Raw genomic sequence first — 19,398 nt, 5'->3', positions numbered from 1 at the left:
ACAAAACTTTTTACAACTATCTTAACTTTTTAATTCACACCATTATTTTCTACGCAAAAAATAGGGCACACATCCTTAAAATGATGTATGCCCTATCTTTATTTATACATATTTTGTATTTCTTCTTTATTTTTAAGTATTTCCTCAAACTTATCACTACAACCCTTCGGAAATAACACTCCCAGTCCATATGAATGCGCAAATTGAAAATGAGGGCACTTCGCTTTTACCTCATCCCAAAACTTATACACGCCGAAATCACCACTTCTAACTTCAATATCATGAAATAATACAATACCGTTTTTCGCGACTTTCGGTAGCCATGTATTATAATCGTGAGAAACAGCTTCATACGTATGATAGCCATCAATATGCAAAAGATTTATCGTTTCATCTTGAAACCGGTCTACAGCATCATCAAAAGTAGATCGAATTAAATTTCCTATATTAAGGTAGTTATCGCTCACTACTTTTTCTACTATTTGAAAAACCCCTTCTCCATATGGACCTGTATGCCCATCTCCAGCCCAAGTATCTACTGCAAAGCATTTAGTCGATAACCCTCCATCTTTTACTCCTTGACAAAAACTGAAGAAAGAAGCACCTAGATGTGTACCTAACTCAACTAAAGTTTCCGGTTTTTCAAATCGTACTAAGTCATATGCAAAATCTAAATGTCCACTCCACGCAGATTGTGACCGAATAATAGGACTAAATGTTTCAAATTCAAATGATGGTTTATGAGTAACCCAGTTCATCGCATAACTCCTTCTGCACATATTTTTAACAAACCAAATTACTCTTATCTTTATTTTTTTATTGCCATGATTATGATTCTATTTCATGAAAATATGAAGAATTTATTCTTTTCTATTGAGGTAAAGCATCATATACATATGGGTCAGTTGGCTTATTAATTTTCTCGATTTTGTTTACTTTTACAAGTGGAAAGACTGTTCCTTTATATGTCGTTTCATCTAATAATCCTGTTATTTTCACCCATGTTTCTTCTGGAATTTTTTCAATATTTTTCCCGGTAACAATCATCCCCCAGACTGATGCATCCGCAATACAACAAGTTATACCATATCGAGCCACTACTGCTTTATTACCCGTCACATCTTTATCCTTATATATAAACCCTAAGAATGTAATTTCTTTCCCTTTAAACCAATTGACATTTTGACCAATTACATTCATTGTTTGAACATAATCCTTATCCTTTACTTGTAGTTTACGCTGTCCTAACATACTTTTTACTACTTGCTCTTCCGTTTTATAAGTCGTTGCTAAATTTGATGTTTCTTCTGGATCAACTGATACTTCTCGCCCATCAAACTTAACCTGTTTCCCCTCTTTTTCGTTCCTTTCTAGACTTCTCGACTGTACACTTTGATTCATACCCCTTTTTCCTGCTAAACTTCCATCAATTGTTACACTTCCAAAGAGAAAAGCACTAACTATCGGAACGACAAATAAAACATATACAAAGAAACTTTTTATCCCTGATTTTGATGTTGTATGATGTTTACAACAATTACAATCATGCTGTTTTTCTCTTCCATCTCTCCAAACTTGTACAATACCAAAAATTAAAATTACTACAAAAGCTATATACGTAAATTTGATCATTTTTGGAGCGATAAAATTATAAATATTCCCTGTTACAAGTAGTTTAAATAAGAGCATTGCTAAACCAATTAAAATAATGCCACGAATATAGCAATGATATGCTTTCTGCTCCTCTTTCCCCATTCTTTCTCACCTCCTATAACATTATGATTTGCAGGATGGTATACACAGATATAATGACAATTCCTATCAAAAAGAATACAAATCTCTTTTGAAAATATGCAAATAGCATTAACGTATTTTTCATATCAAGCATAGGCCCAAACACAAGAAATGCGAGAAGTGCCTTTACCGAGAAAACATGTCCAAAAGATGCCGCTATAAAAGCATCGGCTGCAGAGCAAATTGATAAAACATAACCAAATCCCATCATAATAAAGGGGGCAATTACTTCGTTATGTGCTACTGCATCCAGTACATTCCGATCAAAAAACGTTTGAAATACACTTGCTAAAAAAGCACCAATCAATAAATACTTACCAGTATCAAAAAACTCATCTACAATGTGATTCATAACATCTTTCCAACTCTTTTTATTGCTTGTTTGAACTGAAACCTCTACATCTTTTAAAACATTTCTTTCGCGATAGCAATAATACACAATTAGACCTATGAATAGAGCAACTAAAATTGTTATCCCAAAGCGTGCATATACAACGTAATCATTTTTTGGAAACGCATATACAGTAGATAAAAGAACAACTGGATTCATAATGGGTGCACTCAGTAAAATAACAATGCCTACATGAAGTGGTAACCCCTTTTGAATGAGCCTTCTTACAATTGGTATAATGACACATTCACACATTGGAAAAAGAACTCCCACAAATACTGCCGGAATCATTGCAACAATCGGAGATTTCGGCAGTACTTTTTGAATCATATCTTCCGTCACAAACACTTGAATACATGAAGAAACAATTACCCCTAATAAAATAAAGGGTATTGCTTCAAAAATGATACTTAAAAATACTGTATTCACATTCAACCATTCCTGTGGCATATTTTTGTGCAAATTTGCTAGACTTGTAAAATCTACAAAAAATAATAAAAAGAGAAACATAGCGATAAGAGCTATGCCTACTAATTCTTTTGAAACTCTATTAAAGACCAAGCTTCTCGCCTCCATTTTATTTATATGTAAACATGTGCTTGTCCAAATGCTCCATACTACAGCACAAATTTTATAGTCTATTTCTATTCTTAAATCGTAATCATTATGATTTATTCTTGCTTTTTCTTTTCCTATCGTTTAACATAAAACGTAATCATTACGATTTAAAGGAGAGATCATTTCATGAAAAAAGTACCTATCACTGTATTAAGTGGTTTTTTAGGATCTGGAAAAACTACCTTACTACATCACATTTTGACTAATAAGAATAACTTAAAAGTAGCTGTTATCGTTAATGATATGAGCGAAGTAAACATTGATGCATCTCTTATAAAAAAGGGTGGTTTTTCACGTACGGAGGAAAAACTAGTAAAAATTCAAAATGGCTGTATTTGTTGTACACTACGAGAAGATTTAATGATAGAAGTGAATCGTCTTGTGGAAAATGGTGATATTGACTATATTATTATTGAATCTTCTGGTATAAGTGAGCCTATTCCAGTTGCTCAAACGTTTACTTATACAGACGAAGTTCTTAACATTGATTTAACGAAAAATTGTCGCCTCGATACGATGGTTACAGTTGTAGATGCAAACAGATTTTGGGATGATTTTGCAGATGGAGAAAGTTTATTAGACCGAAAACAAGCAATCGATGAGAATGATACCCGGGAAGTTATTGATTTATTAATAGATCAAATTGAGTTTGCAAACGTAATTATTCTTAATAAGATAGATTTGCTAGAAAAAGAAGATGTGATAGAGCTTCATCATTTACTAAAAAAATTAAATCCTAATGCAAAAGTTCTTGAATCTTCGTTTAGCAAAGTACCATTACAAGAAATTTTAAACACAAATCTATTTAATTATGAAGAAGCCAGTCAATCGGCCGGCTGGATACAAGAATTAAATAGTGACTATCATACACCGGAAACGGAAGAATACAGTATCAATTCCTTTGTTTACCGCCGCAAATATCCTTTCCATCCCGAGCGCCTTATGAATTGGCTAGAAAAATGGCCTTTAGATGTTGTAAGAGCGAAAGGATTCTTCTGGCTGGCATCTCGTAATAATATGATAGGGCTTCTATCTCAAGCAGGTTCCTCTATTACAATTCAAGGAGCCGGTGAATGGATAGCCGCATTACCTGAAACTGAAAGAAATCAAATGATTGCAGAAGAACCAGAAGTATTAAAAAACTGGGACGAGCGATATGGAGATCGAATAACTGAGCTCGTATTTATCGGTATTGATATGAATCGTTCTGTGATTGAACAATCATTAGATGATTGTCTATTAACAGAAAAGGAAATGGGACAAAAGTGGAATACATTTATTGATCCTATTCCGGCTTTTACTTATACTTCATAATAATTAATAAAAGGCTTCAGTAGAATGAAGCCTTTTTACTTTATAGCACTCTTATTTAATAGGTTTGCTTTAATTATGAATACAATTGTACCTAAAACAATTAATATAGCATATACGATACCAACTACATTACCTATTTTTTCTAAGCCAAGCGGTAATATTATAGTAGCAACTCCAACTATATAAGAAAATGCTCCTGAAAGCTTCGCTAATTTATTTTTATCTCCAACAAACGTTTCTTCTTGATATCCTGCTAACAAAAACAACCTCTTTTTCACATGTATTTGATACCCTAAAAAAATGATAAGTAACCCAACAAATAAACAAACTAAAAATCCAGCTAACATATACTCCCCCTCCTCTACAATATTTTACTATACATAAAAAAAATAAAATTAGAAATTTCAGTTTATTAACGAGTTATTCTGTGATATATTGCATATTGTATTCAATTTATATTTTTAGAAAGGAGAATTTTAAATCATATGGATTCAAATCGATTAAAAGGAATTATAATGGTCATAATCGGTGCTTGTTTATGGGGCTTGTCTGGTACAGCTGCACAACAGCTTTTTCAATATGACAATGTTTCAACCGAATGGTTAGTTACGATCCGCTTACTTATATCTGGAATTATTTTGCTCATTATTTCCTCATTCGGAACGAGAAAAAAAGAGATATTTGGCATTTGGAAACAAAAATCTGATGCTATTAAAATGATTTTGTTTGGTCTATTCGGTATGCTTGCTGTACAGTATACGTATTTCGCTTCAATTAAAGAGGGAAATGCTGCCGTGGCAACATTATTACAATATTTAGCTCCTATATTCATCACTGTATACTTACTTTTCAAATGGAACGTTCGTCCATCAAAAATTGATTTCATTTCAATTACCCTTTCATTAGTAGGCACTTTTCTCTTACTAACAAACGGGTCTGTTCATAACTTGGCTGTTTCTACACCAGCTATTATTTGGGGTATTTTATCTGGATTATCTCTCGCTTTTTATAGTTTATATTCAAAGGAATTGTTAGAAAAATGGTCTTCCTCCGTTATCGTTGGATGGGGCATGATTATTGGGGGTATTGGTGTAACGATTGTACACTTTATTTCTACAAACGAATTCATTTTATTATCAACTATGAAATATGTAAAACTAAGTACCCTACCGCTCATCATATTTGTCGTCATTTTCGGGACACTTATTGCCTTTTATTTATACTTAGACAGCATACGATACCTGACTCCGAAAGAAACAACATTATTTGGTTGCACAGAACCACTCGCAGCTATTATTTCTTCTGTACTTATATTGCACGTGCCATTTCAATCTTTTCAGTTATTAGGCGCTTTTTGTGTCATTGTAATGGTGCTCATCTTAAGCCAAAAACCGGATGAAGGGAAACAAAAATTAAAGCTTGTTCATGCAAAAAAGGAAAATATACAATGAAAGGATTGAATTCACTATGCCTGTCCCTCAAAATTATAAAAAACCAGGAAGAATTTCAGCAAAATCACTCGTTTTAAATCAACTACAAAATTGGATTATTGAAGGTGTACTGAAGCCCAATGAAAAAATTAATGATGGGGAATTGGCTGAGGCACTAGGAGTAAGCAGAACACCTGTAAGGGAAGCACTTCAAATATTAGAGCTTTCTGGATTAGTGGAAATGGTACCAGGGCAAAAAACGAAAATTGCTCCTATTAAGTTAGACGACGTATCTATCATTTATGAAACGATGGCTGGTCTTCACTCTATTATAGGAAAGCAAGCTCTTCAAAACATTACAGACGCTGATATTCAAATACTTTCTGAAATAAATGATCATTTTCAGCACTCTATAGAGAAAAAAAACGCAAAACAAGCTTTAAAATTAGATATACAATTCCACAATACAATTTCTTCTATTGCTAAAAACCAATATATTGAACCCTTTCTAGAAAATATGCAACTTCACGTTTTACGTCTTGAATATTTGTTTTTCCAAAACTTTGTTCCAGCAAGTCAATCTATTGAAGAACATCACTCTATCATTCAAGCATTACAGAAGCAGGACGAAAAACAAATGGAACAAATAATGACCCAAAACTGGCTCCGTCCCATGAAAGAAATACAAAAAATAATTTCTACGAAATAAAAAGAGAGCTGGTTACACAAAATCGTAACCAGCTCTCCTTTTACTAATCTATATAGCTACGCCTGAATATTTGCATAATCTTCCATATCTTCGTACTCTTTTTCCAATTCCTCTAAAGACAGCTCGTATAATTGTCGGTCGCGAATCTTAAACACACCTGCTCCAATTAACTCATCAATTAAATGCCTCTTACGATTTTCAACAGCAAAACGGAGTTGACTACTCATCTTTTAAAAAACTCCTTTCTACGATCATTGAAAATGATAATCTTTATCAATTACCACTTTTGATTATAAAAGATGACTCTTTATAAGTAAAGTAATTTCATGAAATATTTACCTTGCAAAGTATTTGTGGCCACATTATATATATGTATGCCGTGCGAAAAATGTTATGACACTTTTTCTTATCCTTTTTCTTTCATACTTTGCAAGTTGTCTCATCGTGATGAAATTCACCATCTATTTCTACTTGAATGGTGACATGTTCTACATGAAACTTCTCCTTTAATACATACGTAGCCTCTTTTAATACACTTTGCGTTTCATTCCCTTTAATAATCAAGTGGCAAGTTAATACTTGAAAATCCGATGTGACAGACCATATGTGCAAATCATGAACTTCTTTGACAATCGGAATATTTAATAATGTACTTTTTACCTCTTCAACATTTATGTGCTGTGGTGCACCTTCCATTAATATATGAACCGTATCACGTGTTACACGCCATCCACTAATAATGACTAAAATAGACACAAGAATACTAGCAATCGCATCTGCAGCAGTCCATCCGAAAAATTTAATAAGTAACGCAGCAATAATCGCTCCGACGGAACCCAATAGATCGCCTAGTACGTGCAGGAAAGCACTTCTTAAATTCAAATTACCTTTCACATCTCCGCCTCTCATTAATATCCAAGCTGATAAAATATTAATAAGCAGACCAAGGACTGCAATAATGAGCATCCCATTACTAGCAATCTCAACTGGTTCTTTAAAACGACGGATTGCTTCAATAAAAATGTATACCGAAATGACAATAAGAACGACACCGTTACATAATGCTGCTAACATTTCGACTCGCTTATACCCGTATGTTTTCGCAGTTGTTGCTGTTTTTTCTCCGAGTTTAAACGCAAGTAAACTTAAAGCTAAAGATACTGCATCACTTAGCATATGCCCCGCGTCAGATAGTAGTGCTAAGCTATTTGTTACAAATCCCCCAACAACTTCTGCAATCATAAAACTTGTTGTTAGTAGGAAGGCAATTAGTAACGCCTTTTTATTTTTTGAATGACCATGATCATGCGAATGTCCCATACTTATACTCCTTTAAGTACAATATCTGTATGTTAGTATGAAACAAACTCCCCGTGTTTATCCCGAATCGACTGATTGTAAACGCCCGCTTCCTCTGTATACACACTTCGCTATTTTTTAAACAATCCCTTTTTCTCAAATAAAACAAGACTACTTCTTTTTTATTTTCATATTGTTTACTAATGAAAGAATTTTTAAGGAGGTTACTTAAATGAAACGTTTATTTCTCTGTATGGAACGTGAACTTGTTGTAGTGAAAGAACACAATGATAACTATGAAACGACTTATCACTTACAAAATATGCAACCTACCTGTATCGCTGTTGATCCATTTCAAAAGAATCGTGTATATTGCGGAACATTTGGACGAGGTCTATGGTTAAGTGACGATAGTGGGGATTCATGGAGACCAATTGGAGATTCTTATCGTTACTTTGATTTCCCTAAAGAAGATGGTATTTTGCACTCCTCTATCACTTCCATAACAATAAGCTCAAATGAACAAGTTAACGGATATGGGGTCGTTTATGTCGGCACAGAACCGAGCGCTTTATTTCGCTCTGAAAATGGTGGTGAAACGTGGACTGAACTTAAAAATATGAAATCATTATTATCTTCTTATACATGGGCTTTCCCGCCTAGACCTTTTACCCATCACGTACGCTGGATTACAGTTGATCCAAACAACCCTAATACAATACACGTTTCAATCGAAGCTGGTGCTGTTATTCAAAGTAATGATAAAGGGCATACATGGATTGATAAAAAATTCGGTGCTCCTATCGATGCTCATCAATTACTTATGCACCCTGAAGCACCAAATCGCCTTTATGCATCATGTGGTGACGGATTTATGGGCGGACCTGATCGTGCTTATCTTGAGAGTTATAACAATGGAAACAGCTGGATCTCATGTAGTGCAGGACTTGAACATCATTATTTATACAGCATGGCTATTGATCCAGCTGATTGTGATACGATTCTCGTTTCTGCCGCGCCAAGTGCTGATCTCGCTCATCATCGTATCCCTTATGAGTCTTATATTTATCGAAAAACGAAAGATACTCCTTTCCAGCAAGTACAACAAGGACTACCATCTGCAATCGGTACAGTCATTTCGATGTTTGCTACAAACGAAGCCGAACCACATACGTTTTACACGTTAAATAACAATGGCGTCTTTCAATCCAATGATAGCGGCGAATCGTGGGAACAACTAAACATTCCGTGGAAAGATGAGTATAAAACGCAGCATCCGCATGCACTATTCGTCACTAGTTCTTAACGAAAAAAGACTGCCTAAATGATTTTAGGCAGTCTCTCTTTTATTTCTTTAAATCAATGACAATATCATCTAACACAATATCTTTGCTCTTCGCTTCTTTTTTCGGCACTTCTATTTTCTTCTCTTTCCCATTCACATACTCTACTCCACCATGATTTTCAGGTGTATGTACTCGCAAGTGCACGCGAGGTGTAACGATAAGCTTTGTTGCATTTTCGTTTAGTTTTTGGAAGGTGGCACTCCAATGGATATTGTAAGGATCGTTGCCACTTCCCCCATTTCCTTCACCCGAATAAATATTCCCTAAATCATCCTTAACCGTCAATTCAACATCTACACTATCCCATTCTTTCCTCGCGCCCTTAGAAACCTCTTGATTGTAATAAAGAATAAATGAAACTGGCGATATTGCGACCTTTTCCATATTTGCTTTTATACCTTCTTTTTCCGAACTCCCACCAATTGTTCTCTCTTTACTATCCACTGATTTTACAGTTAACGCGAAATTCCAATTACCTTGTATTGATTTTTTCCTATCTGGCATCTCTATTCTCTCTATATTCCATCTAAAGTTTACTTTGTCCTTTTTATTGCTATCATGATGCGTCGTTGTTACCATACCTACATACTTTTTTTCAGTAACTTTAGTCATTTTACCACTGCCTGAACTACCATGAGCGTCCATTATATCCAATCCACCTAATATGATAGGATCCTCCCCTAAGTCCTGCTCACTTTCCAGTGAATACGTTATAGATAATGTTCTGCCATCAGAAATTACATCATTAATTGTAACCTTAACCCCATTACTCTCTTTTGTCATATTCAACTCAGTCGAAAATTCCTTATAATTTTCATATAACCCCGTTCTACCATTATCTAAAAATCGGAATATGTCACCTACAATTGGCAATCCCCCGGCATATGTAGGAAAACCGATACCAAGAGTTGCAACCGATAACCCTACTAAAATTGATGCAGCAGCGACACCCTTCTTCCAACTTTTCATCTTTTTCTTCGTACGTATCGATTGTTTTACATTTCGTTTTACTTTTTCCTTTTCAATTTCAGAAGCCTCAATTTCTTCTAGTTCTTTTTCATCTATATCAATATCATTTAATAGTTCATAAATGTCTTTCATATTGCACTACCTCCAAAACTAATATTCGTAGCATTTTGTTGTAGTTTCTTTTTCCCCCGGTACACTCGATTATCAATTGCTGCCCGAGTTAATCCTAACTTGTCACCTATTTCCTCTGTCTTCATACCAAGTAAATATTTCATAATGAACACCTTTTGATCTAGCGGTTCTAATTGATTAATGAGCTTCAATAATTCTTCCCTATCTTCCATAACGATTAATTCGTCTTCTGCTGATTTTTCTGTACTGATATGAAACTCATCTGAAATGATTTCTACTGTTTTAGTCGATTTCCGGTAATAATCAATTGCTTTAAACTTCGCAATCGCTGCAATCCACTTTTTAAAATCACTCGGCTCTCCATGGAATTTATTTGCGTTATTCCAAATGGAAAGAAATATATCGTTTATACATTCCTCTATGAGTCCATCATTTTGAATGGGAAGTAGAACTTTATGTGTGATCCCCTTTATGAGTGGTAAGTATGTATCGACAACGAATTCTAACGCGTCTTCTTTTTGCCGCTGTAATCTTTTTATAAACTTTTTCTCATTTGATTTCATGTAGCGATTCCCCTTATTGTTTTGTAAAAGCTTTTACACCCTATATAACGTCTGAGAAATTTTTTTCTCTCATCTTTTTTATTTTTTGGAATACTTTCCCTTAACCATTGTCTCACATAACTATGCGTTCAAAGAAAATTTTCTCAAGTCTGTAATTTAATTCATGTAGTACACTATTTATATAGTCACTTTTTAACTTGGTGTACATTTTATTTCATTAATCTACTATTTTAATTTAGGAGATGAGATGTGTATGTGTGGAATTACAGGTTGGGTAGATTGGAAAGAAGACCTTTCAAATCAACATGTTATTTTAAAAAAGATGGCAAATAGTATTCAGCATCGTGGTCCGGATGCTGAAGGATTTTGGTTTTCACCTCATGCGGCCTTTGCACACCGGCGTTTAATTGTAATTGATCCAGAAGGCGGGACACAGCCTAAGACATTTCGTGCTGGTGATTATACGTATGCTCTTACTTATAATGGAGAAATTTATAATTTCCGTGAACTGAGAGAGCAGCTTCAAAAATGTGGGCATGCATTTGAAACCCATTCAGATACAGAAGTATTACTACATGCTTATTTAGAATGGAAAGAAGACTGCGTACGACATTTAAACGGAATTTTCGCTTTTGCCTTATGGGATGATCAGAAGCAACAATTGTTTTTAGCACGAGATCATTTAGGTGTAAAACCACTCTTTTTTACAGAAAGAAATGGCAGTATTATTTTCGGCTCTGAAATTAAAGCATTATTAGCGCATCCATCTGTCCCTGCTGAAATTGATGCGAATGGAATAAATGAAATATTTGGATTAGGCTTATTTCGCACTCCAGGATGTGGCGTCTTTAAACATATTCAAGAAGTACGTGCTGGACATTCTATAACATTTACACGTCATAAAAAAGTAGTTACGAAGTATTGGAATTTAGAAAGTAAGTTCCATACAGACTCTATAGAAGATACATCTTCGCATATTTTATCTATTTTACAAGATACAGTAAAAAGACAATTAATTGCCGATGTTCCTCTCGTTTGTATGTTATCAGGCGGATTAGACTCTAGCGGTATTACTGCACTTGCGGGTAAAGAATTTGCTGCTGAAAATAAAACACTTCATACGTATTCTGTTGACTTTGTAAATAGCGCAAAAGATTTCGAACTGACATTTGCTCGCACTGGTTTAGACGCTCCTTGGGTAAAACGCGTTTCTGAACATGTCGGGACAGCGCATCATGATATTATTGTGAATGCTGAAGAATTAGCAAATCACTTATTCGTTCCCCTTCATGCAAAAGATTTACCGAGTGCTGGTGAAATGGAAACTTCACTATATTTACTATTTTGCGAAATGAAAAAAGATGCGACCGTAGCTTTATCCGGCGAATCGGCTGATGAAGTATTCGGTGGATATCCTTGGTTTCATCAAGAAGAACTACTATATGTAGATAAGTTTCCTTGGCTAACAAATTGGAAAAATACATCTCCTCTTCTACTAAATGAAGTAAGCAACCAATGTAATTTAGAAGACTATATTGATACACGATTCCAAGAGGCGATACTTGAAGTACCTACCCTTGAAGGCGAAAGTAAAAAATTCGCGAAACAACGTCAAATGTTTTATTTATTTTTAACAAGATTCCTTCCTTTCTTACTTGACCGTAAAGATCGCATGAGTATGGCTGTTGGATTTGAAGTTCGTGTACCGTTTTGTGATTATAGATTAGTTGAATATTTATGGAATGTTCCTTTCAACATAAAAAGTATTGATAATATTGAAAAAGGCATTTTACGTAGAGCACTACAACCAGCTTTACCTGACGATGTACGCAATAGAAGAAAAAGCGCTTATCCAACTTCACAAGATCCACTCTACTTACAAACAATCCGTAATTTAACACTTGATATGTGTAACAATAAAAACAATCCTATTTTCTCACTTATTAACCATTCCATCTTACTTTCAATTGCTGATCAAAGTAATAAAGAGATTAACAATTTTGAGGCAAGAAGTGCCATGGAGTATATGCTACAAGTAAATGAATGGTTAAAAACATATCACATCCATATTGCTTAACAAAAAGGAGTTCAAGGATAAAAACCTTGAACTCCTTTTATATTAATTAGCACATTGTTTATTATCAGTATCAATAGACCATCCAATAATCGTGGCACAGTCTCTACCTTTCCACTGCAGTACATTTGTTAATACGGGCTCAATCTGCAAGCTATTTCCGTCGTGCAATATTTCTACTAAAGATTGATCATCATCAAATCTTCGTTTGTCACACTCTAAAATACCGTCCGTTGCCATTACAATGTGATTCATTCCTTTTTCTAATCCTCTTACACCTGACGTAAAGCAAGGTGTATTTGCTGCAAAAATATTTTTCCTGCCAATATATTCGTAATTCTTCCGTTTATTTAATCGTCCTTTTCCATTTTTCGTTTTCTCAGAATGGAATAAATACGCGAAACAATCACCAACTGATAACCAATATAAAAATTCGCCTTTTCGTAAACAAATTAAGCAAGCGAGTTCCTCATCATCTTGATCACACTTTTTAATAAATAACTCATCTGTAAATAACGCTAATAAGTACATATGTGTATGATGGAAAGCTAAATGTATTGGATATGAGAATAACTCTTTTAGTTTTTCTTTTCTTTCCGAAATCGCTTCTATTATATAATCTATATTTTTTGTTTTGTGATGTGTATCAAAAATCATAACAAATTCAAATTGTAATTCAGGATCCCACCAAGCCAGCACCGCATCTCCTCGTTCATATGCATCACTCTCTTGATTTCCCCCATATACGCCGACTGAAAGAGGACCACATTTTTCAACATGTATTTCATCTACATACATCTGTTCATGACTAATCCATTTGAATGTATTCACAGCTATCATCCTCTCTCTTGCTAAATGTATACCTTTACACATAGATTACCTTATATTTCAATAAAAATAAACTTTTTCAACATTTTTTATCCAAATAAAAGGGTTTTATTTCTAAAATGACGAATATATCTTACTATACGATATAAAAAGGAGATTTATTATTATGAACAACATTAATCAACATTGGGAGAGCATTTATTATCACTTACGATACGAATACGAGGACAACCTTTCCCACCAAGCAATTCGTATTTTACAAATCGTTTCTCGTGAGAAAGATATAACAATTGGAAAAGTCGCTACTGAGCTTAGTCTTTCTCATAACACAGCGTCTGAACACATAAAGCGCCTTATTCAAAAGGGTTTCATCGTTAAAGAGAGAAATAAAAAAGATGAAAGAGTGGTAAACCTTACATTAACAATTGAAGGAATTGAAGGATTAGAAAAACATACTTTACTAGATAAAGAAAAGATAAAAATATTAGAATCACAGTTATCAAAAGAAGAACAACAATTAATTGAAAAAGCATTTTCGTTATTAGCGAAGGAGGCAAAATATGCATTTCCTCGTTAAAGTAATCGTTTCGGCACTTATTATTGGCATTATCACTGAAGTCGCTAAACATTACAGTACGATAGGTGGCTTTATTGCTGCCCTTCCTCTCGTGAGTTTACTTAGTTTATTTTGGATTTCATTCGAAGGCGGAAATAAACAAGAATTGAGTCAATTTGCTTTAGGGGTATTATATGGATTCCCCGCATCAGCACTACTATTATTTATTGTCTATATTGGTTTAAAAAATTCATTTACACTTAGTACATCTGTCCTACTTGGTATAGGTGTTTGGTGTATCGTTTTTGCTTGTCAAAAATTATTTCAAGCTTAGGAGGAATTAACATTCATAAATTTGTAGAAATAATGGGGCAAAATATAGAAGTACATATAAAAGGAGATGGTAAACAAACTGTAGTCATTCAAACCGGAATGACTTGCTCATTTTATGATTGGTTTCCTATTATAGAAAAGCTTTCAGAGCACTTTACAGTTGTTTCATACCATCGCCCAGGTTACGGAAAAAGTGATTTAGGCAATCAGCCGCGTACAATAAGGCACGTTACAAAAGAGCTACATATGTTACTAAACAAACTAGCTATTCAAGAACCATTTATTCTAATCGGTCATTCCTATGGAGGATTATGTGCACAACATTTTGCGATGTTACATGAAGATAAGCTGCAAGCACTTATTTTAGTTGATTCTACTTCGATGAACTTACACCGTTTAGATGAACTTCATTTACCAATTTCTGATCAAACTGATTCTGATGATGTTTGGTTTCAAAAATATAATATATATTCCAAAATGGATGTAGACACACTTTATAATGAACTAAAACCTATTCTCACCGATCAATCAAAACAGCAAATTGAATTCTCTACCTCGCCTTCATTATATAAAGCGACAGCTTCTGAACTATCGGAGTGGAAAAACTGTGCTCTCTTACTAAAAGAGCTATGTAAAACATTAGAAATACCATTAATCGTTATCGGTAGAGATCCTCAATATTCTATTACTCAATTGACTAATGGTGGCATGCCAAAAGAGGAAGCAACACAACTTGAAGCAATGTGGCAAGAACTAATTCACGAACAATTACACCTCTCAACTAACAGCCAATATATTCTTGCCGAACATGCTAGTCACGGTATAGAAAATGATCGACCAGATATTATTATTGAGGCGATTCATTTCTTACAAATAAAAAAAGGAAGCAACTAAAGCTGCTTCCTTACTTATCTATTCATAATCTTCTTCATCATCGATTTCTTCGTAATATGAACTTCCATTACTTACATATATAGGGCCATTCGCAACATCAATACGTAGTACCCACGCCCATGGCACAGCTAAACGTTTATGTATCGCTCGCCAAAAGCTCATTGATTTTCTTTCGTACTCCTGGAACTCCTGAAGTAACTCTTTGTAGGAGGAACCGTCTAACTGAATATTTGCTTCTAACAAACGAGAATGGGCATAGTACTGTAACTCTAGTTCAGCAGCAATTTCCATTTCTTCTTCCGTTGCCATACCAATGATTGTTCCATCTTCTGGTGCAATTTCATATACGTTTTGAACTTCAATAAGCCCTTCTTTCTCTTTCTCAAACATGTAAACAGCCTCCTTTAACATATATTTTTTATGTTACAAAGTCATACTTCTACAATAACTTCTCTCTTTCCTCTTTTTTTGATAAACTTTTACAAAATATTTAACCGATGACCTGTTTTCTCTATTCTTTCAGCAGAAATGAAACGATTTTTATCAAAATTTAATTTATACACATCAGGCATATGAAGTGTTTTCCAAAACTCAAAATCATATTTCGAATTAAAATAATTCATGAGTAATACCATAATATTTCCATGCGTACCTATTACAATATTCTTACCTTCATATTGTTTTAATATATTTTGCATACATATTACAGCGCGCCTTTGTGCGATATCATTCGATTCTCCGCCTTCGTATGCAAAACTCCAATCTTCCCACACATTCTGCATAGCATCATTAAAATTTGATACTGGCTCTGTGCTCAATAATCTTTCACGCAAATCTTCTTCTGTTTGTATTGATAATTTATATGTATTCGCAATTCCTTGTACAGTTTGGATTGCTCTTTTGTACGGACTAGAAATAACAACATCAATATGTTTATCTTTTAATAAATGTGTTACATTCTCTGCATCACAGTGCCCTTTTTCAGATAAAGGTCGTTCCCGTTCTTCTTTTGTATATGTAGAATGGGCATGGCGAACGAAATATATTGTTGTCATTTTTCAACCTCCTTTCTTATTTTCAATTTATATTCAATAATAAGATTGGAAAATCCTGTATTACAAAAGAGCACTTTTCATAAGTGCCCCTTTGTTTACATAATAAAATTATTTCATTGTAATTTATTTCTGAATTCCTCACTTATGACAATATCTCGAATAAAGTAATCCATATTACTTAGAAGCTTTTCAAATGCTTTTTCACTCAAATTGTTCATCATAAAGACAATCTCAATCTTATTCCCTTTTTTATCAGTACCATAGAAACTATTTGTTAATACAAATGCAGTAGAACCACCTTTCTGTCCAGCAAATTCGAACATACCCTCTCCTACGGTTCCTTTAAATATATTCTCAATCTCACCTTGCATTTGTGGTGTAAAATAATTTCTGCTATTTATCTTTTCCAGTAAACTCATGTAATCCTTCGCATTTGCACCTATAAACCGATCTGACCAAATACGCTGAAAGTCCATATCGGCTTTTAAAGATATCTCGCGTTTTGTCCATTCTTTCTCGTCTTTCATCCATTCATGTATTTGCCATACATGCTTAACATATTCATCATTAGACATATTACGTAGCTTGTCCAATGCTTTATTTTGAGGAATATGCAGTTCTTTTTCAACATAGCCCCTCATATATAATGCCCCTGTATACGTTGGATAAAATTCATCGTGACTATTTAAGCCTAACTCTTTCAAACTTTCATTTATCCGCGCTGCTCCAAGCTTGTCTAATAAATATGATGCATTCGCATTCGAACTATAATGGATCATTCCTTTCACTACTTCTTCTAAAGAAGTTTGACCACCCTTCACTAACTCTTTAACTTTTACATCATCTAGCCATGCAGGGTGTGCACCACCATCAGTATTTTTCACATAGTATTTTTCTAATTCTTTCAATGAAATTTGCTCGTCTTTTCTTATTTTCCCTTCAGCTACTTGCTTAGCATATTCAATTGCTATAATGATTTTCGACATACTTGCTAGCGGTAGTTTTTCTTTTTCATTTATTGATGTCAATGTTTCACCATTTCTTTTAACAATTAAAGAAGTTGTTTTATCATCCTTATGTTCTTTTATGTAATTTAGCACATAATTAGAGTCTTCTTTGGAATTGACATATTCCTTCACTGAAAAGAAAGCTATACAGCCTACTATAGTAATTCCAGCTATAATTCCAACAACTTTTAATCCCCTCATGATACTCCCCCTAAAATAAACATATTATATATTATACTAAATAATTTTCCCTTTTTAAGTAATAATTAGATTATTTATACAAAAATACATCTTTTCTTAAACAACAAAAAAACATGCCTTCATTAGGAAAGCATGCTTTGTGATATCCTTCACATTTTTTGGTTAAAAAATAAATGTTTACTTACCATGATGTAACATTAAATCACTAAGTTCTTCTTCAATGTGATTTAATTTCGCAACGCCTTCTTTCCATTTATGAATATAACGTGAAACCCCAACAAAAAACAAAACAATAATTGTGGAAAGAATAATACCATATACGATTGCTACAGTACTCATAGTTACACTTCCTTATAATTAGTAATGTGGTTATTAGTTATATTTTTATTATAAACCTTTTTCTTTTAAAATACTTCGATTTCAACTTTTTGTAACAAAATTGATTTTTCTAACATTTCGTTCGTGAAAATGGCATATTTTTCACAAATTATACAAAATTTCACCATATGTACTATTACCATATGAGTTATATTATTAAATAGAATAAAGGGGATGATTACTATGACGACTTGGTTTATTGTAATGTTAGTTGTATTTGGAGCATTTAAAATTATCGTTTCTAGCCTTCCTAACACTGTTATTGAATCCATTATTAGCAAGTACGAAACACATCCAAAACTTGAAGAAGAGAATGTGACTATTACAATTCACGGAAATAACGTAGAAGGCGAACAGAAATCAAAAATTATTCATGATTTTAACGAAGGTTTATTTTTAGATCGCTATTATGCACCACCCCATAATGAAGGCACTCCTTTAATTATCCATACAAAACGTGGTAAAAAAGATTTCACATTTTATATTTACAGTCATGAAGAGCATGTTGATGTTGTAAAACAATATAAAAAGAAGGTAGTTGCTTATAGTTTACGCTCTAAAAATCTTCAAAATAGTGATATGTTCGTGTCAGCTGATTTAGCTTAATACTCATATATAAAAAGGAATCCATGGCATATGGATTCCTTTTTACTATTTACTGAAAAATAAGCTCTGTCTTCAAACTATCTTTCGGTAACAACCAGCCTTTTTTCTCTAAACTCGCCATTAATAATTCCCTTTGTTTTGTCGCAATACTTTCTTCATTTGTTTTAAATGACACTTCTATTACGAAGTCATCTTCTAATTTTCCTGTATTACTTAATGGCCAAATTTCAATATTTGCTTTTATGTTTTCAAACTCTCCTGTATATCGTTTCATTAATACAGGACCGTAAATACGGGAATTCTTTAACATCTCTTCTCCCCAATTTGTATACAACCATTTGTTCATTTTCCCTGGTAATTTTTCTATTAACATGTTTTGAGCAGCTTGTTTATTTGGTAAATCAAGTATTCCATATCCTTTAGCACTGTAACTTTTCTTATTTGAAATGCTTAATGTTTTCTTCTCAAATCCCCAATCTATTTCCGCCTCATAACTATCCGTATTACTATCGAATCCTTCTTTTTTAGCTACTTCTAGTGCATCTTGAATTACACCATTTGGAATAGGATATCTTTTTTTATATGTTAGTTCAAAATCTTTACTAAATTCTTTCTTTCGAATTCTAGCAAACCAACCTTCCTCGCTTAAACTTTTATTCGCAGTATCTAAAAATTGCACTTGTATTCTTTCATATTTTGTACCAGCCTGGAAATGTTCTAACACCTCTTGCTTCATCTCTTTGTTATCACCTAATACTTGTTCTGGCTTCAATAATAACTTTACTTCAAAGCTAGGTTTCATTGGACTAGCAGCAAACCCTTCCTTAACGTTATAAAGGAAACAACAAAAGAAAATGCTTACGAATACAAATACTTTTTTCATATACCTATCCCCTTTGCA

Annotated in this window: 24 protein-coding genes; 9 read left to right on the top strand and 15 right to left on the bottom strand. The window is 33.7% G+C overall.

What is annotated here, in order from left to right; genetic code table 11:
• Positions 1–98: 98 nt before the first annotated feature.
• From ACTL4X_RS08715 to ACTL4X_RS08705, 3 genes are all read right to left on the bottom strand, one after another.
• Positions 99–758, bottom strand: a complete 660-nt coding sequence (locus tag ACTL4X_RS08715; protein ID WP_001104669.1) for a class I SAM-dependent methyltransferase — start codon at positions 756–758, stop codon at positions 99–101.
• A 112-nt stretch (positions 759–870) separates the two neighbouring features.
• The gene (locus ACTL4X_RS08710) at positions 871–1,755 is read right to left on the bottom strand and encodes a TIGR03943 family putative permease subunit (protein WP_000513979.1); all 885 of its coding nucleotides are present in this window, start codon (positions 1,753–1,755) and stop codon (positions 871–873) included.
• Between the two features lie 13 nt (positions 1,756–1,768).
• Positions 1,769–2,761, bottom strand: a complete 993-nt coding sequence (locus ACTL4X_RS08705) for a permease (protein WP_171287437.1) — start codon at positions 2,759–2,761, stop codon at positions 1,769–1,771.
• Positions 2,762–2,929: 168 nt separating this feature from the next.
• Here ACTL4X_RS08705 and ACTL4X_RS08700 point away from each other — a divergent pair, with 168 nt between their 5' ends.
• The gene (locus ACTL4X_RS08700) at positions 2,930–4,117 is read left to right on the top strand and encodes a GTP-binding protein (protein ID WP_149287505.1); all 1,188 of its coding nucleotides are present in this window, start codon (positions 2,930–2,932) and stop codon (positions 4,115–4,117) included.
• 35 nt (positions 4,118–4,152) lie between these two features.
• On the opposite strand, the gene ACTL4X_RS08695 is transcribed toward ACTL4X_RS08700, so the two are convergent.
• On the bottom strand, positions 4,153–4,464 hold the full coding sequence (locus tag ACTL4X_RS08695) for a DUF3784 domain-containing protein (RefSeq protein WP_000879375.1): 312 nt from the start codon (positions 4,462–4,464) through the stop codon (positions 4,153–4,155).
• A 138-nt stretch (positions 4,465–4,602) separates the two neighbouring features.
• Here ACTL4X_RS08695 and ACTL4X_RS08690 point away from each other — a divergent pair, with 138 nt between their 5' ends.
• A complete protein-coding gene (locus ACTL4X_RS08690; protein WP_000378077.1) occupies positions 4,603–5,568 on the top strand; it encodes a DMT family transporter in 966 nt (321 codons plus the stop codon).
• Between the two features lie 16 nt (positions 5,569–5,584).
• Positions 5,585–6,256: a GntR family transcriptional regulator gene (locus ACTL4X_RS08685; protein ID WP_002040907.1), complete on the top strand. Its 672-nt coding sequence runs from the start codon at positions 5,585–5,587 to the stop codon at positions 6,254–6,256.
• A 56-nt stretch (positions 6,257–6,312) separates the two neighbouring features.
• On the opposite strand, the gene fbpA is transcribed toward ACTL4X_RS08685, so the two are convergent.
• Both fbpA and ACTL4X_RS08675 read right to left on the bottom strand, forming a co-directional pair.
• Positions 6,313–6,483, bottom strand: a complete 171-nt coding sequence (gene fbpA / locus ACTL4X_RS08680) for a Fur-regulated basic protein FbpA (protein ID WP_000098302.1) — start codon at positions 6,481–6,483, stop codon at positions 6,313–6,315.
• Between the two features lie 193 nt (positions 6,484–6,676).
• Entirely contained in the window at positions 6,677–7,576 is a 900-nt protein-coding gene (locus ACTL4X_RS08675; protein ID WP_000510034.1) for a cation diffusion facilitator family transporter, read from the bottom strand.
• Between the two features lie 211 nt (positions 7,577–7,787).
• Between ACTL4X_RS08675 and ACTL4X_RS08670 the strand changes: the two genes are divergently transcribed.
• Positions 7,788–8,861 (top strand): WD40/YVTN/BNR-like repeat-containing protein, encoded by a 1,074-nt coding sequence (locus tag ACTL4X_RS08670; protein WP_000825299.1) that lies wholly within the window; start codon positions 7,788–7,790, stop codon positions 8,859–8,861.
• Positions 8,862–8,901: 40 nt separating this feature from the next.
• Here ACTL4X_RS08670 and ACTL4X_RS08665 read toward each other — a convergent pair whose 3' ends face one another.
• Positions 8,902–10,002, bottom strand: a complete 1,101-nt coding sequence (locus ACTL4X_RS08665) for a DUF4179 domain-containing protein (protein ID WP_003312848.1) — start codon at positions 10,000–10,002, stop codon at positions 8,902–8,904.
• Positions 9,999–10,565, bottom strand: coding sequence for a sigma-70 family RNA polymerase sigma factor (locus ACTL4X_RS08660; protein ID WP_086692841.1), 567 nt, complete (start codon positions 10,563–10,565; stop codon positions 9,999–10,001). The genes ACTL4X_RS08665 and ACTL4X_RS08660 overlap by 4 nt, the downstream gene beginning before the upstream one ends.
• Before the next feature lie 253 nt (positions 10,566–10,818).
• On the opposite strand from ACTL4X_RS08660, the gene asnB reads away from it, so the two are divergent.
• A complete protein-coding gene (asnB, locus tag ACTL4X_RS08655) occupies positions 10,819–12,642 on the top strand; it encodes an asparagine synthase (glutamine-hydrolyzing) (RefSeq protein WP_086692843.1) in 1,824 nt (607 codons plus the stop codon).
• A gap of 42 nt (positions 12,643–12,684) precedes the next feature.
• Here the strand turns inward: asnB and ACTL4X_RS08650 are convergent, their stop codons facing one another.
• Positions 12,685–13,512, bottom strand: coding sequence for a protein phosphatase 2C domain-containing protein (locus ACTL4X_RS08650; protein ID WP_002040904.1), 828 nt, complete (start codon positions 13,510–13,512; stop codon positions 12,685–12,687).
• A gap of 121 nt (positions 13,513–13,633) precedes the next feature.
• Between ACTL4X_RS08650 and ACTL4X_RS08645 the strand changes: the two genes are divergently transcribed.
• The 3 genes from ACTL4X_RS08645 to ACTL4X_RS08635 are packed head-to-tail and all read left to right on the top strand — an operon-like array spanning position 13,634 to position 15,250.
• A complete protein-coding gene (locus ACTL4X_RS08645) occupies positions 13,634–14,044 on the top strand; it encodes a MarR family winged helix-turn-helix transcriptional regulator (RefSeq protein ID WP_001059782.1) in 411 nt (136 codons plus the stop codon).
• Complete coding sequence (locus tag ACTL4X_RS08640; RefSeq protein WP_000545616.1) at positions 14,028–14,357, top strand: DUF3147 family protein; 330 nt, start codon at positions 14,028–14,030, stop codon at positions 14,355–14,357. Before ACTL4X_RS08645 ends, ACTL4X_RS08640 begins: the two co-directional genes overlap by 17 nt.
• On the top strand, positions 14,318–15,250 hold the full coding sequence (locus ACTL4X_RS08635; RefSeq protein WP_063225442.1) for an alpha/beta fold hydrolase: 933 nt from the start codon (positions 14,318–14,320) through the stop codon (positions 15,248–15,250). Before ACTL4X_RS08640 ends, ACTL4X_RS08635 begins: the two co-directional genes overlap by 40 nt.
• A gap of 18 nt (positions 15,251–15,268) precedes the next feature.
• Here ACTL4X_RS08635 and ACTL4X_RS08630 read toward each other — a convergent pair whose 3' ends face one another.
• The 5 genes from ACTL4X_RS08630 to ACTL4X_RS08610 form a co-directional block, all read right to left on the bottom strand.
• Positions 15,269–15,640, bottom strand: coding sequence for a hypothetical protein (locus tag ACTL4X_RS08630; RefSeq protein ID WP_000461779.1), 372 nt, complete (start codon positions 15,638–15,640; stop codon positions 15,269–15,271).
• Between the two features lie 89 nt (positions 15,641–15,729).
• Entirely contained in the window at positions 15,730–16,305 is a 576-nt protein-coding gene (locus ACTL4X_RS08625; RefSeq protein ID WP_000208265.1) for a histidine phosphatase family protein, read from the bottom strand.
• 113 nt (positions 16,306–16,418) lie between these two features.
• Positions 16,419–17,513, bottom strand: coding sequence for a serine hydrolase (locus ACTL4X_RS08620; RefSeq protein ID WP_001214666.1), 1,095 nt, complete (start codon positions 17,511–17,513; stop codon positions 16,419–16,421).
• Between the two features lie 177 nt (positions 17,514–17,690).
• Positions 17,691–17,852, bottom strand: coding sequence for a hypothetical protein (locus tag ACTL4X_RS08615; protein ID WP_000108701.1), 162 nt, complete (start codon positions 17,850–17,852; stop codon positions 17,691–17,693).
• Between the two features lie 65 nt (positions 17,853–17,917).
• The gene (locus ACTL4X_RS08610) at positions 17,918–18,034 is read right to left on the bottom strand and encodes a hypothetical protein (protein ID WP_001987133.1); all 117 of its coding nucleotides are present in this window, start codon (positions 18,032–18,034) and stop codon (positions 17,918–17,920) included.
• A gap of 40 nt (positions 18,035–18,074) precedes the next feature.
• On the opposite strand from ACTL4X_RS08610, the gene ACTL4X_RS08605 reads away from it, so the two are divergent.
• Complete coding sequence (locus ACTL4X_RS08605) at positions 18,075–18,497, top strand: YfmQ family protein (protein WP_086404340.1); 423 nt, start codon at positions 18,075–18,077, stop codon at positions 18,495–18,497.
• A 49-nt stretch (positions 18,498–18,546) separates the two neighbouring features.
• Here ACTL4X_RS08605 and ACTL4X_RS08600 read toward each other — a convergent pair whose 3' ends face one another.
• Entirely contained in the window at positions 18,547–19,380 is an 834-nt protein-coding gene (locus ACTL4X_RS08600; protein ID WP_000755315.1) for a hypothetical protein, read from the bottom strand.
• Positions 19,381–19,398 lie beyond the last annotated feature (18 nt).

The organism is Bacillus sp. RE35 (assembly GCF_052146655.1).
GTDB classification, from domain to species: Bacteria; Bacillota; Bacilli; order Bacillales; family Bacillaceae_G; genus Bacillus_A; species Bacillus_A cereus.
Note: the sequence above shows the minus strand (reverse complement) of the source record. Positions and strands in the feature narration are given on the sequence as shown.